The sequence below is a fragment of the Bradyrhizobium sp. 21 genome, assembly GCF_023073335.1.
In the GTDB taxonomy this organism is placed as follows: Bacteria; Pseudomonadota; Alphaproteobacteria; order Rhizobiales; family Xanthobacteraceae; genus Bradyrhizobium.
The window spans coordinates 272922-288521 of the sequence record NZ_JADPJG010000012.1 but is presented as its reverse complement, the minus strand read 5'-3'; the positions used below and the strand labels follow the sequence as shown (position 1 = coordinate 288521).

The 15600-nt window shown below is 64.7% G+C and carries 11 protein-coding genes and 3 pseudogenes; 4 read left to right on the top strand and 10 right to left on the bottom strand.

Going from position 1 to position 15600, the window contains the following annotated elements:
• The first annotated feature begins 194 nt into the window (after positions 1 to 194).
• Positions 195 to 1197, top strand: a pseudogene (locus tag IVB31_RS33495) (glycoside hydrolase family 16 protein).
• A gap of 2 nt (positions 1198 to 1199) precedes the next feature.
• A pseudogene (locus IVB31_RS33490) lies at positions 1200 to 2667 on the top strand (GH1 family beta-glucosidase).
• 15 nt (positions 2668 to 2682) lie between these two features.
• On the opposite strand, the gene IVB31_RS15210 reads toward IVB31_RS33490, so the two are convergent.
• The 9 genes and pseudogenes from IVB31_RS15210 to IVB31_RS15170 form a co-directional block, all read right to left on the bottom strand.
• Entirely contained in the window at positions 2683 to 3240 is a 558-nt protein-coding gene (locus IVB31_RS15210; RefSeq protein ID WP_247323452.1) for an HNH endonuclease, read from the bottom strand.
• A gap of 211 nt (positions 3241 to 3451) precedes the next feature.
• Positions 3452 to 4429, bottom strand: a complete 978-nt coding sequence (locus tag IVB31_RS15205) for a peptidyl-alpha-hydroxyglycine alpha-amidating lyase family protein (RefSeq protein ID WP_247323450.1) — start codon at positions 4427 to 4429, stop codon at positions 3452 to 3454.
• A gap of 148 nt (positions 4430 to 4577) precedes the next feature.
• On the bottom strand, positions 4578 to 6332 hold the full coding sequence (locus IVB31_RS15200; protein WP_247323448.1) for an NAD(P)/FAD-dependent oxidoreductase: 1755 nt from the start codon (positions 6330 to 6332) through the stop codon (positions 4578 to 4580).
• A 76-nt stretch (positions 6333 to 6408) separates the two neighbouring features.
• Positions 6409 to 7539 (bottom strand): annotated as a pseudogene (locus IVB31_RS15195) (DUF2855 family protein).
• Positions 7540 to 7734: 195 nt separating this feature from the next.
• Positions 7735 to 8364 carry a general stress protein gene (locus tag IVB31_RS15190; protein WP_247323446.1) on the bottom strand — a complete coding sequence of 210 codons (630 nt, stop codon included), beginning with the start codon at positions 8362 to 8364 and terminating at the stop codon, positions 7735 to 7737.
• Between the two features lie 15 nt (positions 8365 to 8379).
• Positions 8380 to 8700 carry a hypothetical protein gene (locus tag IVB31_RS15185; RefSeq protein ID WP_247323444.1) on the bottom strand — a complete coding sequence of 107 codons (321 nt, stop codon included), beginning with the start codon at positions 8698 to 8700 and terminating at the stop codon, positions 8380 to 8382.
• Between the two features lie 294 nt (positions 8701 to 8994).
• Complete coding sequence (locus IVB31_RS15180; RefSeq protein WP_346730869.1) at positions 8995 to 10539, bottom strand: acyl-CoA synthetase; 1545 nt, start codon at positions 10537 to 10539, stop codon at positions 8995 to 8997.
• A 25-nt stretch (positions 10540 to 10564) separates the two neighbouring features.
• On the bottom strand, positions 10565 to 11749 hold the full coding sequence (locus tag IVB31_RS15175) for an ABC transporter substrate-binding protein (RefSeq protein WP_247323440.1): 1185 nt from the start codon (positions 11747 to 11749) through the stop codon (positions 10565 to 10567).
• A 34-nt stretch (positions 11750 to 11783) separates the two neighbouring features.
• Positions 11784 to 12758 (bottom strand): nitronate monooxygenase family protein, encoded by a 975-nt coding sequence (locus tag IVB31_RS15170; RefSeq protein WP_247323439.1) that lies wholly within the window; start codon positions 12756 to 12758, stop codon positions 11784 to 11786.
• Positions 12759 to 12936: 178 nt separating this feature from the next.
• On the opposite strand from IVB31_RS15170, the gene IVB31_RS15165 reads away from it, so the two are divergent.
• Positions 12937 to 13821 carry a LysR family transcriptional regulator gene (locus IVB31_RS15165; RefSeq protein ID WP_247323438.1) on the top strand — a complete coding sequence of 295 codons (885 nt, stop codon included), beginning with the start codon at positions 12937 to 12939 and terminating at the stop codon, positions 13819 to 13821.
• On the opposite strand, the gene IVB31_RS15160 is transcribed toward IVB31_RS15165, so the two are convergent.
• The gene (locus IVB31_RS15160) at positions 13818 to 14471 is read right to left on the bottom strand and encodes a DNA-3-methyladenine glycosylase 2 family protein (RefSeq protein ID WP_247323437.1); all 654 of its coding nucleotides are present in this window, start codon (positions 14469 to 14471) and stop codon (positions 13818 to 13820) included. The genes IVB31_RS15165 and IVB31_RS15160 overlap by 4 nt on opposite strands.
• A 182-nt stretch (positions 14472 to 14653) precedes the next feature.
• Here IVB31_RS15160 and gluQRS point away from each other — a divergent pair, with 182 nt between their 5' ends.
• Complete coding sequence (gene gluQRS, locus IVB31_RS15155) at positions 14654 to 15523, top strand: tRNA glutamyl-Q(34) synthetase GluQRS (RefSeq protein WP_247323436.1); 870 nt, start codon at positions 14654 to 14656, stop codon at positions 15521 to 15523.
• Positions 15524 to 15600 lie beyond the last annotated feature (77 nt).

Below are 15600 nucleotides of genomic sequence, written 5' to 3'. Positions count from 1 at the left end.
CCCCGGCGAGCGCCTGCCGCTCGCCTGCCGGACGGTGTCCATAGGCGGGTGTCATTTTTGTAAGTGCACGAAAATGTGGGTCGTGTGTGCGGGCGGCGCTGCCGAATGGGCGCATGGTCGCGGGGCAGCTCTTGCCCGTTCCGATGCGAGCGAGCTAACCTTGGCCATTCCTCCGGCATCTTCGAAGTGCGGTGATGATCGAGCGTTGGACGATGAGCGCTCTGGCTGCGATCGGTCTCTGCGTCGTGCCTGCGCCGGACATCGCGCAGGACGATCTCGATGGTGCGCTGGCGAGCATGTCGCTGCAGGTGACGACCGATCCCTCCACCATCGCGTGCCGCCGGCTGGAGACGATCAATCCGGCTTCGCTCGTGTTCCTTCCGCTGCGCCGAACCTTCAACGAGGATTTTGACGAGCATCCGCTGACGAACGGACGCTGGGTGCCGCATTACGCCGGCGGCGCGGCGTGGCCGGAGGCGCGCTATTGGGGCGGCGATGGCTCCGACTTCAAGCGCAAGACCAGCGCCAATGGCGAGCAGCAGATCTATGTCGATCCGCGCTATGCAGGGCGCGCCGCGGCGCCGCTCGGGCTCGATCCGTTCAAGGTCAAGGACGGCGTGCTGTCGATCGTCGCCAGCCGCACGCCGCCGGAATTGAAGCCGGCGCTGTTCAACAACGAGTACATCTCAGGGATCCTGACCACCCAGGGCACGTTCGCGCAAAAGCACGGCTATTTCGAAATCCGCGCCAAGGTACCGGTGGGGCATGCGGTGTGGCCGGCGTTCTGGATGCTGGCCGATGACGGCGGCTGGCCGCCGGAGGTCGACGTGCTGGAGGGGCGCGGCGAAAAGCCGGGCGATCTGGTGATGACGACGCATTGGCGGATTCCCTCGACCCAGAAGATCCAGTCCTGCGGCTTCGACTTCGCGGTCGGCGACGCCTCGAGCACATTCCACACTTACGGTGTGCTGTGGGAGGAAGATCGCCTGGTCTATTTCATCGACCGCAGGCCGGTGTCCGACATCAAGGTGCCGATCGGCTTCGACGATCCCATGTACATGATCGTCAATCTCGCGATCGGATCGAAATTCTTTCTCGGCGTAGGTCCCGTGGACGCGGAATCGCCCCCGAGCGTCGCGTTCGAGATCGACCGGATTTCCGCCTATCAGAATCGATATGCAGCAGGCGCGGAGATAGCGATGGCAATCGATGTCTCGCGGCGCGATCTTGCCAAGCTCGCGGGCCTCGCCGCGCTTGGCGCGGCGGCAAGAGTGAGTGCTGCGGAGAATGAAGGGGGCGCATTGGCCGACCGCCATGCGCCCGCGCCTTTCCCGAAGGATTTTCTCTGGGGCACGGCAACCTCATCCTATCAGATCGAAGGCGCCGTCGACGAGGATGGCCGCGGCAAGTCGATCTGGGATACCTTTAGCCACACGCCCGGCAAGATCGAGGACGGCACCACCGGCGACCGCGCCAACGAGCACTATCATCGCTACAAGGAGGACGTCGCGCTGATCAAAGCGCTCGGCGTCAAGGCCTATCGCTTCTCGATCGCGTGGCCGCGCGTGTTTCCGGAAGGAACGGGCCAGTCCAATCCCAAGGGGCTAGACTTCTACAATCGCCTCGTCGACGAGCTGCTCGCGAATGGCATCGAGCCCTATGCTACGCTCTATCACTGGGATCTGCCGCAATCGCTGCAGGACCGCGTCGGCGGCTGGCAGTCGAGCGACACCTCAAAAGCCTTTGCCGACTACGCCGGATACGTCGCCGCGCGCCTGACTGATCGGGTGAAGAACATCTTCACCGTGAACGAGGTCGGCCGCTTCCTGAATTTCGGCTATGGCTGGGGCATCGACGCCCCCGGCCTCAGGCTGTCGACCGCGCAGCTCAACTAGGCCCGTCATCACGTCGCGCTGGGGCATGGGTTGGCGGTGCAGGCGATCCGCGCGTCGGGGCGTGCCGGAACCCGTGTGGGTGCGGCCGAGAACATCGCCGCCTGCGTGCCGGCGATCGCCACGCCCGAAAACATCCGCGCCGCCGAGATCGCGACGCGCGAGCTCAATGCCGGTTTCCTCGGCGTGGTGCTGGAGGGCAAATATACCGACGGTTTTCTCGCCTATGCGGGCGCGGACGCGCCGAAATTCACGTCTGAGGAATTGAAGATCATCGGCACGCCGAACGATTTCGTCGGCCTCAACATCTACGCGCCGCAATATTACGTCACCGCCTCCGACCGCGCGCCCGGCTTCCACGTGCTGCCGTTCCCGACCTCGTTCCCGCACATGTTCGGAATGGCTCCGCGTCGGTCCCGAGGTGATCTACTGGGCCCCGCGCATTGCCGCAAATATCTGGGACATCGAGAATATCTATATCAGCGAGAACGGTACCTCGTCCGAGGACAAGATCGCCGCCGACGGACAGGTCTACGACCTCGATCGCATCATGTTCCTGCGCAACTATTTGACCCAGATGCAGCGCGCGATCACCGAGGGCGTCCCGATCCGCGGCTATTTCCTGTGGAGCCTGATGGACAATTTCGAGTGGATTTTTGGCTACGGCAAGCGGTTTGGCCTCTACCGGGTCGACTTCGAGACGCAAGCAAGGGTGCCGAAGCTGAGCGCCGCGTTCTATCGGGATGTGGTGGCAAGAAATGCGATCGGGATATGAGCGCGAGAGGTCGCCCTACGGATCCAGCTCCGTATCCCAGTAGAGATAATCCAGCCAGCTCTCATGCAGATAGTTCGGCGGGAACAGGCGGCCGTTGCGGTGGAGCTGGTGCACGGTCGGGGCGAAGGCATGCTGGCGCGGAAACATCTTGGCCTGCACCGGCGTGAGATTGCCTTTGCGCAGATTACAGGGCGAACACGCCGCGACCACGTTCTCCCAGGTTGTCTGCCCGCCCTTGCTGCGCGGGATGATGTGGTCGAAGGTGAGGTCTTCGGGCGAGCCGCAATATTGGCAGGCGAAACGATCGCGCAGGAAGACGTTGAATCGTGTGAAGGCGGGATGGGTGGTCGGCTTGACGAAGGATTTGAGCGAGACGACGCTCGGCAGCTGCATTTGCAGCGTGGGGCTATGAACCGCCTGATCGTAATGCGCGACGATGTTGACGCGATCGAGAAACACCGCCTTGATCGCGTCCTGCCACGACCAGAGAGACAGCGGGTAGTAACTCAGCGGCCGGAAGTCCGCATTCAGGACCAGCACCGGCCAACTGCCTTGCGAGACATGTGCGTTCAAGTAACGCTCCCGGCCTCCATGTACGCTGCGAAGCAGCACGTACTGACATACTACATGCAGCGTGACGGGATTGTGAAGCCCGTTGAGCGACTTATTCGGGCGCGAGCAATGCGGCTACGGGGTGGCAAAGCGCTCAAAACGCCGTGATTTGGGGCCGGGCGACGCCGGGAGGCAGCGTCGACCTGACAGCGCATCGGCCTTGCCCGCGCAACTACTCCCGCACCCGTTCCAGCTTCTGCAGGCACCGCGTCGCGCGGACCGCGGCCGGCATCTCCTCGCCCGGAAAGCTGGTCTCCCAGTTGGTGACGCCGACCTCACCGACATAGATGTCGCCTCTGGAGTCCAGCGCGATACCGTGTGGCGCCAGAAACTTCCCGCTCGCAACGCCCGGCCCTTCCTCGCCGCCCAGCCGCGCGATGCGCTTTCCCTTGGCGTCCACGATCGAGAGCCGCGGGCCGAGATTGGGAACGTCGCGGTTGATCGCGAGGCCGGGGCCGAGCTCGCCGATCACGAAGGTCGGGCTCTTGCCGCCGCCGCAACAGCAGAGCGCACAGGGCCGGTGCAGGTTGTTCCACTGCGTCTCGTATCGGCCCTCGCCGTCGAACACCTGCACCCGGTGATTCTCGCGGTCGGCGACATAGACAAAACCGTCGGCGTCCGTGGCGATATTGTGCACGATGTTGAACTGACCGGGATCGGTGCCCGGCTCGCCCCAGCTCTTCATCAGCTTGCCGTCGGGCGTGAACTTGTGCACGCGGGCATTGCCATAGCCGTCGGAGACGTAGATTTCGCCCTTCGGCGACAGCGCGGTGTGGGTGCAGCGATGGAAGGGATCGCCGCTCATGAACGGGGACGGTTTCTCGGGGATGCCGATCGTCAGCAGCACCTTGCCGTCGGTGGTGCATTTGCGCACGGTGTGGTCGCCGTCGTCGGTGCAATAGAGATTATCGTCGGCGTCGATGTGCAGGCCATGGGCGCGCGAGAACAGGCCTTCGCCAAAACTGCGGAGAAAATTGCCCTCGCGGTCGAGCACGACCATCGGATGGGCACCGCGGTTGAAGACGTAGACGCGGTCCTTGCTGTCGACGGCGACCGAGGCGACGTCGGTCAGCGTCCAACCGTCCGGCAGCTTCGCGAAATTTTCGACGACGCGGTAGCGGTGCTCGCCGGTGCCCAGAATGGCTGGCATTGGTTTTTCCTTCTTGTTCGGTTCAGCGGCGGGCGGTCGTCTCCACACTGTCATTGCCAGCGCAGCGACGCAATCCAGACCGTCTCCGCGGAAAGATTCTGGATTGCTTCGCTGCGCCGGCAATGACGCGGCTCAATCCGCGCCCACCTCACGTCTCCAGCATCCCTTCCTCGATTGCCTTGATCTGGAGCGCGAGATATTTCGAATTGATCCGGCACTGGGCGAGGCTGCCGGCGATGAACCAGAGGCCGGGCTGCTTGGTGCGCGCGTACATGTTGCGCAGCTCGAGGCCGTCGCCAAAGCCCCAGACCGGCCCGACGCGGTTGGCCACGCCGTCGCCGAACAGCTTTCGCACCAGATAATCCTGCGGCTTGTAGCCGGTCGAGAGCACGATGAGATCGGCGGGACTGATCGTGCCATCCTTCATCCGCGCGCCTTCGGCGACGAAACCCTCGATGTCGGCAAACTGCTCGAGCTTGATCGCGCCTTCGGCGATGAGGTTGGAGCAGCCGACATTGAAATAATAACCGCCGCCTCGCGTGAGGTATTTGAACTGCCAGCCGGTGCCGGCCTCGCCAAAATCGAGCTTGAAGCCGACGCGCCGCAATCCGTCGAGCAGCTCCTTGTCGAGCTCCTTGGACCGCTCCGTCAGCATCACATGGGTCTTCTTCGCCAGCGGCGTCGGCATCGAGGTCGCGATCAAATCGTTGTCTTCGAGCGTACCCTCATTGTAGATCGCATAGGCTAGTTGGGCCGACGGCTCGATATTGGTGACCAGGGTCGGCGACCGCTGCACCAGCGTCACCTCCGCGCCGCTCGAGTGGAGGTCCTGCGCGATGTCGTGGCCGCTATTGCCGGTGCCGATGACGATAGCGCGCCTGCCTGTCCAGGTCTCGCCGTCCTCGTAGCGGCTCGAATGCAGCAGCGTGCCCTTGAAATTCTCCAGGGTCGGAATGTCAGGCACATGTGCGATGCCGCTGACGCCGGTCGCCATCACCACATGGCGCGGATGCATGATGTGCCTGCTTCCGTCGGCGCGCCGCAGCGTCACTGTCCAGTGGTCCTTCGCGTCGTCGTAGGCGCCGCCTGCGAATTCGGTGCCGGTCCAGAAATTCAGCTCCATCGCATCGACATAGGCTTCGAACCAATTGGCGAGCTTGTCCTTGGGGATATAGACCGGCCAGTTCGGTGGAAACGGCATGTAGGGCAAATGATTGACCTGCACCTGGTTATGAAGGGTCAGCGCGTGATAGCGCTTGCGCCAATTGTCGCCGATCCGGCTCTCGCGATCGACGATCAGGGTGTCGATTTTCAACTGCTTCAGCCGTGCCGCGATGGCGAGCCCGGCCTGGCCGCCGCCGACCACCAGCACGGCGGGATCGCGATCGGTGTAGTGGCGCGAGGCGTTGCGCAGGTCGAGCCAGTTCGGCCCGCGGAAGTCGCGCGAATAGGCCTGGCCACGCGGGCGCGAGATGCCGAGCTGTTCCTCGAAACCTTTCAATTCGTCGAGCGCGGTCAGCAGCGTCCACGCCTTCAACCGCTCGCCGTCGGCGGCATCGGGAACAAGCCGTAGGATGCCGCTGCCGCGGCCGAGCGCGGTCTCGAAATCGAAGATGGCCTCGATAGTGTTGGTGCCGGCGCGCGTGATCCAGCGTGGTGGCGCGCGGTTGGGTGCGATCTTGAAATTGCTCGGCGCGGCCTGGGGCGCGAACACAGTCAGCGCTTGCGCGATCGCATCGCGGCCTGTGATTGTTTGCAGGTTCCAGCTCAGCGCCAGCACATCGCGCCAATAGCTGTCCGCGAGAAAGAGTCTGTCCAGCGCGGCGGCCTCGCCCAGGGTGCGCGCGAACTGATCAAGCCAAGCCTGCGCAGATGCAGAAATGTCCTTGGTCTTGTCGAGCATGCGCGGCCTCTTGCCGTCTTCGCGGCGTTTCCTCTGAGGTCGACGCTATACTGGATCAGCCTACGCCAAAAGCGGTTTACCCGAGCAGTGAAAGCATGTGGCCCTGCTCAGGCGGAATACGGCCCTTCAGCGTGTCGAGGTAGACCTGCCGCACCGCGTCAGGACCGCGGCTTTCCACCACGGTCAGCCATCTCTCCAGCAGCGGCGCAAAGCCGGACCATGCCGCGCCAAAGCGCTGCTCGATGCCGCCCGGGCCCCATTCCTTGGCGCGCTTGCGGATCTAGTCGGGCGCGAAGAACCAGCGCGGTTTTGCGCCGGGCATCTCGCCCTCGTCGGCATCGGTGGCGCGATGCGTCAATCCGACGCGTGCCGAGCATTTCATCTGGTCACCAAAATGCCGGTGCAGCGTGGCGCGTAGCGCGCTGTTGCCGGCCATGTCGACAAAGGCTGCGGGAACGTCCGGCGGCAGCGACGTCACGCGGTCATAGGTGACGATTTCGTCATAACAGCCGAGCGACGTCACGAAACCCGCGTTCCCAGCCGATGTCAGCCCGATCACCTTGCGGCCGCGCGTGCGCAGGAGATGAGCAAGCCCGAACGCGGTCTTGCTCGAGGCGCTCGACAACAGCACGGCGCGCGCGCCGAAATCGTCGTTCTCGGCGAGAAAGTCATCGACCAGGAACGACAGCATGAACAGCGGCCGCAGCAGCGCCTGGTAGTCGCCTTGCCGTCCGGCGTAAGCGGGATCGCCCGTGACGCGCGCGTAGGCATTGTAGACCGGCGCCACGCCTTGCCGGTGCGCGGCACCGTCGCGCAAGCCGCGCTTGCTGATTTCGGCGGCCTCGATGACGAGATGCGTCGCCATCGGAAAGTATCCAAACAGCCGCTCGCCCACGGCAACGTTCGGATGCCTGGACGCGATCACCTCGCCAAAGCCCCATACCGGAATGTTGCCAAAACCTTGATTGCCAGAGCCTTGACTGCCAAAGGCTTGATTGTCAGAACCTTGCGGCGCGGGAAAAAGCTGCCAGTATTTCAGCTCGTCGCCCAGCACCGCGTAGGTGATGTTATTGGCGGTGAAGGCGAAGCGGTCGACTTTCACGAGCAGGGCGTCAGGCGGTAGCCCGTCGGCTGCGGGAAGCGCGGTTGCGACCAGTTTGCATTGGGCGAGGTCATCTTTCGCGACGACGAAGTCGATCGATGTCATGACTTTGATCCGGGCTCGGTCCACGCCGGCATCTCATCATTCACCGAGAATGCTTTTGCAACAGCAACATAGTTTTAAACGTTGTTTTGCTGTTGCGACCTGACTGCACAAGGAAGGCCCCGCCTCGTCGGGGCCTTCCTGCAGTCCTGATATTCGCCGCTTGCGTAGAGGCGAGTCGTTCGGGACGTAGTGTTGCTACCTGGTCCTTGTGCCCGCGCCGTACAGTTCCCGCTCACGCCCGATATCGTCGGGAGACAGCGGCGGGCTTGCGGCATCGAAGCCGCTCCAGCCGGACTTTTGCCAAGCGGTGCTGCGATCCTGCAGGTTCACGGACCTCTCCTGTAGAAGGGCGTCGAAGCGTGCGCGGTCCTGATCGGCGACCCTCGCCGAGACCAGGGTTCCGCCACGACGGACGCCCTCGGCATAGCGCGACGCATCGTCCTTCGACATGCCGGCTTCGGTCAACGCGCCGACAATGCCGCCCGTTGCGGCGCCGGCCGCGGCGCCAACTGCCGTTGAAGCCAGCCACCCCGCAGCGACGACCGGGCCGAGGCCCGGAATAGCCAGCAATCCGAGTCCTGCGAGCAGGCCCGCCGCGCTTCCGAGGCCAGCGCCGATGCCGGCGCCCGTGCCAGCGCCTTCGGCACGATCGTCGACACCGTCGCGATCGCGATCGACCTTGCCGGTCGATGAGCCGTACCAATTGTCGGAATTGTTCGCGACGATGCTGATGTCGGAATGCGGCACGCCAGCGGCCTCGAGACGGCTGACCGCACGTTCCGCATCCGAATAATTGTCATAGAGTCGAGAAATGGTGGTCGTCATGTTTCATCCTCCTGCTTATTTGGCGGGGTTCACGTTGCCCTGGAAGTCCACGCTCACGTCCGCTTTGGTCCCGGCCTTGTCGGCCTTGCCGCGCCAGACGCCGTTGTCGTCTTTTTGCAGGCCGGAAACGTTGGAATATCCGGCCGACTCGATCTTCGACTTCGCCTGGCCCTCGGTGAAGCTGTTGCGGCCCGCGACCGGTGCCTTCGAGTTGTTGTGATCAGAGCTGTTGACCGCGTTGTTGCCCGGCCCGCTTTGCGCCGGCTGCGACTGTGCGCTTGCGGGTACAGATCCGAGCAGCAAGAGAGCTGCGGCGATCGTGGTTAGACGTGACATGGTTTGTCCTCCGGCTGTTGATTGTGCCGGTCGACAACAGACGAGATTCAAATTGGTTGCTCGGCCCCGGCGATCAAAGCGCGCGTGAACAATGTGCTTCGCGCATTGAAAGTTGCGCCCTGCGTGAGGTTCACGTCGCGCTATCTATCGCTTGGTCTCTACTCGGTTTTGAATTCGCTCCGCGCGAATACCGCGCAACGCCCGGGCACGGAGACGCTTAGGAACAATCGGCAGTATTCTTCGTTCAGGCATCTTCGCGCTTGTGGCGACGATGATAGGCCGAAGATGATCGTCCTAGGTCATGCCGGCCCAATACGGCTCCCGCAGCTTGCGCTTGAAGATCTTTCCCGTTGCCTCGCGCGGCAGCGTGTCGCGGAATTCGACGTTCTTCGGCACCTTGAAATTGGCCAGTCGCTCGCGCAGGAACGTTTGGACCGCGGCGGCCGAGAGTTCAGTACCGGGCTCGGGCTCGACAAAGGCGCACAGCCGCTCGCCAAATTCCGCGTCGGGAATGCCGAACACGGCGCAGTCGCGCACGCCGGGCATTCCAATCAGGACGTTCTCGATCTCGGCGGGGTAGATGTTGACTCCACCGGAGATCACCATGTCGCGCTTGCGGTCGCACAGGAACAAATAGCCGTCCTCGTCGAGATAGCCGACGTCGCCGACGCTGACGAGACCGTCGCGGCCGGCCTCGGCGCGAGCCTCGGCCTTGCCGTGGTAGTCGAAATCCGGCACCGAGGCCTGCCGCATGTAGATCTCACCGGGTTCGTTGACGCCGCATGGGCTGCCGTCGGCACGGAAGATTTTGACGACGCCGCCCTCGATGGCGCGGCCGACGGTGCCGGGCTTCTTCAGCGCCTCCCCGGCGGAATGCCACACCGGAATCCCCGTCTCGGTCGAGCCGAAATATTCGTTGATGACGGGCCCCCACCAATCGATCATCGCCTTCTTCACGTCGGGCGGGCAGGGCGCCGCGCCATGAACGACGAAGCGCAGCGAAGACAGATCGTAGCGGCGCTTGACCTCGGCGGGCAGCCGCAGCAGCCGCACGAACATCGTCGGCACCATATGCATGTGCGTGACGTGGTGGCGCTCGACCAGTTGCAGCAGCTCTTCCGGATCGAACCGGGGTTCGAGCACGATGGTGCAGCCACAGCGATAGGCCAGCATGCCGTAGGAGTGCGGGGCGGAGTGATACATCGGGCCGTTCATCAGCACGACCTGGTTCTCGTTCGGCTTGATGCCATAGGCGATCGCTCCGACGCGCTCGGAAGCGGCGATCTGCTCAGGCGCCATCGGCATGCGCCGCACGCCTTTCGGCATGCCCGTCGTGCCCGACGTGTAGAACATCGGCGCGCCGCGGCGCGGCGGCTGCGCGAGTTCCGCCTGGCTGTCGCGCCATCTGTCCCAGTCGGTCAGTCCGTCCGGAACCTCTGTGCGTTCGGCCGGGATGTCGAATGCCGTGGCGATCTCGGGCGGCGTCGGCACGACCATGAGCGCCAGGCCGTCGGGCAGGCCGTCGCTGATCTGCGGCAGCAAATCGGCGTGGCAGATCAGGATGTCGGCGCCGCTGTCGGCCAGGATATAGCGGACTTCGGCGGCCTTCAGGTGCCAGTTGATCGGCACCACCGGTCTGCCCAGCGTGGCGGAAGCCGCGACCACCTCGAACAGCGCGAAATCGTTGCGCAGCATCATGGCGACCGGCGTGCCCTCGCGCTCGCCGAGCGCGCCAATTCCGCCCGCGGCCCGTCTGACCCGCGCATGGAGTTCGGGAGTGTCGACTTGGCGTTGGCCGCTGATGATCATGGGGCGTCTTTCATGCTTGCCGTCGCGGATGGATGTGTTGTCGCCATCGTTCGTACTAGCGGTCGTCCAGCACGTCGCCGAAACTCACCCAGCTCTTGCCGTTGAAGCGGCGGAGCTGAAGCTGCTGGAACGGCAGATAGTCGTCAGGGCCCGTCGAGACCGACATGCCCGGCAGCAGCAGCGGCAGCTTGACGTCCTTGAGCGAAGCCGCCTGGCGCATGATGTTGTCCCGGCTGACATCGTCCTTGCACGCCCTGAGCACCGTCATCAGCAGCGTGGCATAATGGTAGCCCGCGGCGTAGTTGGAATTGGAGAGGTCCGCGGCCGGCATGTACTGCTTCATGAACGCGAAATACTCCTTCACGCCGGGATCGGGGGCCCATTGCGGATCCATCGTGTCCTTCTGGTTGCTCGACGAGATCAGGCCGATCGCGTTGTCCAGCCCCGCCGGTTCCAGGAACGAGATCGAGGAGGCCGAGGTGGGCACGAAGAACAGCTCCGGCTTCCAGCCGATCTCGGCCACACCCTTGACCATTTGCGAGGTGAACTTGCCGAGCACGACGCCAAACAGCACGTTGGCGCCCGAGGCCTTCAAGGTCGAGAGCTGCGAGCTGATCGTCGGCGCGCTGGTTTCGTAGCTCGCTTCCGCGATGATCATGCCGGCCGCCTTGGCCCCGAGCGCACGCTTGAAGCCCGCGACATAGTCGCGGCCGAAATCGTCGTTCTGCGACAGGATCGCGATCCTGGCATCGGGCTTGGTCTGCAAAATGTATTTGGCATAGACCGCGCCCTCGGATTCGTAGGCCGCCATGCCCGGCATCGTCCACGGGTTCTTCTGCGGATCGGCCCATTTGGTGGCGCCCGAGAGCACGAACAGCTGCGGCACCTTCTTGGCGTTGAGGTAACGCTGCACGGCGCTGTTGGTGGCGGTGCCGAGCGAGCCGAACATCATCAGCACCTCCTCCTGCTCGACCAGCTTGCGGGTCTGCTCGACCGTCTTTGGCGGCGAGTAGGCGTCGTCCAGCGTGATGAACCTGACCTTGCGGCCGTTGATGCCGCCTTCGGCATTGACCTTCTCGAAGAATGCTTCTTGGGTGCGTCCGATCGCGCCGAAGCCCGATGCCGGACCGCTGTAGGGCAGGGTCTGTCCGATGCGGATCTCGTCGCTGCCTTCGGCATGGGCGCGGCCCGCGGCGAGCGTCAGCAACGACATGCCGATCAGTGCGGCTGCCAGCTTCATGGTGTCCTCCCGTTCTTCTTGTCGGTCCGAGACGTCAGGCGCTGGCGCGGACCAGCAAATCCTGTCGTGCCTGGTCGAACTCCCGCTTCATCCGTTCGACGAGTTCGGCCACCGGCGGCGCGTCGGCGATCTGGCCGATGCCCTGGCCTGAGCCCCAGATGTCGCGCCACGCCTTGGATTTCATGTTGCCGCCGGAGCCGAAGTTCATCTTCGTCTTGTCGGCGACCGGCAGATTATCCGGATCGAGCCCGGCGGCGGCGATCGACGGCCCAAGATAGTTGCCGTGCACGCCGGTGAACAGATTCGTGTAGACGATGTCGTGGGCCGCATGCTGCACCAGCGCGCTCTTGTAGTCATCGGCGGCGTTGGCCTCCGCGGTCGCGATGAAGCGGGTGCCGATATAGGCGAGATCGGCGCCGAGCGTCACGGCGGAGGCGACGCCGAAGCCGTCGCCGATCGCGCCCGACAGCAGGATCGTGCCCTTGAACCATTGCTTGACCTCGCGCACCAGCGCGAATGGCGACAACGTGCCGGCATGGCCGCCGGCGCCGGCGCACACCAGGATCAGCCCGTCGACGCCTTGCTCGGCGGCCTTGCGCGCATGCTTGACGTTGACGACGTCGTGGAACACCAGCCCGCCATAGGAATGCGCGGCCTCGACGATCTCGGCGGGCGGCCGCAGCGAGGTGATGATGATGGGCGCCCTGTGCTTCACACAGGTTTCCATGTCCTTCATCAGCCGGTCGTTGGAGGCGTGGCAGATCTGGTTGACCGCGTAAGGCGCGACCTTCTTGCCGGGATTGCGTGACTTATACTCGCCGAGCTCGTCCTCGATGCGGCTCAGCCACTCGTCGAGCTTTTCCACCGGACGGGCGTTGAGCGCCGGAAACGAGCCGACGACACCGGCCTTGCACTGGGCGATCACCAGTTCCGGTCCGGAGACGAGGAAGAGCGGCGAGCCGACCACGGGCAGCTCGAGCGTATCCTTCAAGAGAGCGGGCAGCGCCATGATGTCCTCCCGGAAACGCGCCCCGCCGGCAGGCGGATGACGAGGCGTTTCCCTGTTGATTGTCGCGCGGGCGGCTTTTCCCCCCGAGTTTATTTGACGTCACTATACGGCTTGGACAGCGGACCCGGATGGTTCAATATTGAACGCGTGACCTTTCAGATTTGAACAGGGGCTGGGCGTGGATTGGGACCTTTGCAAGACCTTCGTCGCGGTCGCCGATACCGGCAGCTTCACCGCGGCTGCACGCCGCCTGCACAGCAGCCATCCGACCGTCAGCCGCAAAATCGCGGCGCTGGAAGCCCAGCTCGGCACGCGACTGGTGGCGCGCGCCGCCGACGGCTTGGCGCTGACCGCGGATGGACGGACGCTACGCGAGCACGCCGAAGCCATGGCAGCGGCGGCGCTGCGGGCGGAGACGGCGGTCTCGGCCGGAGGGCACAAGGCGCGCGGCACCGTCAAGCTGTCGATCGGCGCGACGCTGGCCTCGCATTGGCTGATGCCGCGCCTGCCGTCCTTCCTGCGCGCACATGATCACATCCAGCTCGAGATCGTCACCCATCCGTTTCCGGCGAGCGTGCGCCGGCGCGAGGCTGACGTGGTGCTGCGGCCCTTCGACAGCGGCGAGGAAAACCTGGTCGGCCGCAAGATCGGTCGCCTTGGCACCGGATTCTATGCCTCGCGCGACTATGCCGCCGGGCCCCTGCCGGAACGGCGCGGCGACTGGAAGGGACACAGCGTCATCGGTTTCGCCGACCAGGCGTCCAATGTGCAGCTCGCGCGCTGGAGCGACGTCGTCACGCGTCAGGCCAGGGTGGTGATGCGCTGCTCGTCCCAGGGCGACATGCTGTCGGCGGTCCGCGCCGGGATCGGTATCTCCGCGCTGTCGTGCTTCGTCGCGGAAAGCTATCCCGATCTCGTCCGCGTCGCGCCGCAGAAGCTTACCAGCGTGGCGGACCTGTGGCTGCTCGCCCATCCCGACCTCGTCGAACTCCCGGCGGTGCGCGCGGTGGTCGATTTCGTCGCCGAATGCGCCCGCGCCGACCGTGCGAAATTACGGGGCTAGGCTGATCCTGAGATCACGCCCTCGCGCTTCTTCACCGCACGGTAATAGCTCCACCACAGGTGCGCCGCCGCGCCGCGCAGGGGACGCCAGGGTTCGGCGAGCGGCGCCATCTGCTTCTCCGTCGGCCGGGCTGGCAGCCCGAGCCCGATGCGGATGCCCTCCTGCACGGCGAGATCGCCGGCCGGCCAGGCATCGCCATGGCCGAGACAAAACAGCAGATAGACGTCCGCGGTCCAGGGCCCGATGCCGGGCAGCGAGATCAGCGTGTGATGCGCGGCGTCGGCATCCTCTTCGGCCAGCACCTCGAGGTTCAGCCGCTGCGCACTGATCTCGCGCGCGAGATGTTTCAGCGTCTTGATCTTGGCGGCGGACAGGCCGAGCCGCCCCAGCCGGTCGGTGCGGGCGCGGCGGACCGCCACATGGTCGAATGGATCGAAGGCTGTGGACAGCCGCCCCCAGATCGCCGCCGCGCTCGCAGTCGACAGCTGCTGCCCGCAGACGATATGCGCCAGCCCGGCAAAACCCTGCTCCCGCCGCCGCAACGCCGGCATGCCCGCGATCGCAAGCACGGGCTTCAGGCGCGGATCGCGCTTGATCAGCGCCTGGACGGCCTCTTCGAGATCGGACTGGGTTTCGAGGTGGATGGTCATGGCCTGCTCAACTCGTCATGCGCGGGGCTTGCCGTCTCTGCTAATGCTACGCTGGTCCGATACCCAAAAGCCCGTCGAAGCCTTCGGCGCAGGCGGGACCCGCGCATCCATCTCCTATCGTAACAGAGTCGTGGAAGATGGATCGCGGTCAAGCCCGGCCACGACAAGTGTTGCGAGAATCGATGCCACCCGTTTTCCGATTTGCCCCGAGCCCGAACGGCCACCTGCATCTCGGCCACGCCTATTCCGCGCTGCTCAATTTCGACCGCGCGCGCGAGACCGGCGGGCGGCTGCTGCTGCGGATCGAGGACATCGATGCGACGCGCTGCCGGACGGAATATGAGACGGCAATCTACGAGGATCTCGCCTGGCTCGGGATCGCCTGGGAGACGCCGGTGCGGCGGCAATCGGAGCATTTTGGCGAATATCGCGCGGCGCTGGACAGGCTCTCGGCGCTCGGCCTGGTCTATCCCGCCTTCGAAAGTCGCGCCGAGATCGCAAGGCTGATTGCGGCGCGTGAAGCGGACGGGCCATGGCCGCGCGATCCTGATGGTGCGCCGCTTTATCCCGGCGACGCCAGATCACTGTCCGCCGAGGAGCGCGAGCGGCTCATCGTGTCAGGCGCACCCTATGCGCTCCGGCTCGACATGGCGGCCGCCTGCGGGCGGCCCGCCGGCCTGACCTGGAACGAACTGGGCGAGGGGGGCGATGGTGAGCGCGGCATCGTCCCGGCGCGGCCGGAGGCCTGGGGCGACGTCATCCTGGCCCGCAAGGAGATCCCGACCAGCTACCATCTGTCCGTGGTCGTCGACGACGCGCTCCAGGGCGTCAGCGAGATCGTGCGCGGCCACGACCTGTTTTACGCCACTGCGGTGCACCGCCTGCTGCAGGTCCTGCTCGGCCTGCCCGCGCCGGTCTACCGCCACCACCCGCTGATTCGCGATGAGGCCGGGCGGAAGCTGTCGAAATCGAGCCGCTCGACCGGTCTGCGCGAGTTGCGCGCGGCGGGCGTCGCACCGGCAGCCATCCGTCAGCTGGTGGGATTAGGCTAAGTTTCTCTGGGGTTTAGCCAAACACCGCCGTGACTCGGCCCTGCCCTCCGTGGCATGCTTGCTGGCAGCCGGGGTTC

Bases quoted from the DNA above. Each gene is read 5' to 3' on its own strand.
- IVB31_RS15205 (WP_247323450.1), bottom strand. From the start codon at position 4,429: ATGCCAGCCATTCTGGGCACCGGCGAGCACCGCTACCGCGTCGTCGAA.
- IVB31_RS15190 (WP_247323446.1), bottom strand. From the start codon at position 8,364: ATGACGACCACCATTTCTCGACTCTATGACAATTATTCGGATGCGGAA.
- IVB31_RS15185 (WP_247323444.1), bottom strand. From the start codon at position 8,700: ATGTCACGTCTAACCACGATCGCCGCAGCTCTCTTGCTGCTCGGATCT.
- IVB31_RS15175 (WP_247323440.1), bottom strand. From the start codon at position 11,749: ATGAAGCTGGCAGCCGCACTGATCGGCATGTCGTTGCTGACGCTCGCC.
- IVB31_RS15170 (WP_247323439.1), bottom strand. From the start codon at position 12,758: ATGGCGCTGCCCGCTCTCTTGAAGGATACGCTCGAGCTGCCCGTGGTC.
- IVB31_RS15200 (WP_247323448.1), bottom strand. From the start codon at position 6,332: ATGCTCGACAAGACCAAGGACATTTCTGCATCTGCGCAGGCTTGGCTT.
- gluQRS (WP_247323436.1), top strand. From the start codon at position 14,654: ATGCCACCCGTTTTCCGATTTGCCCCGAGCCCGAACGGCCACCTGCAT.
- IVB31_RS15160 (WP_247323437.1), bottom strand. From the start codon at position 14,471: ATGACCATCCACCTCGAAACCCAGTCCGATCTCGAAGAGGCCGTCCAG.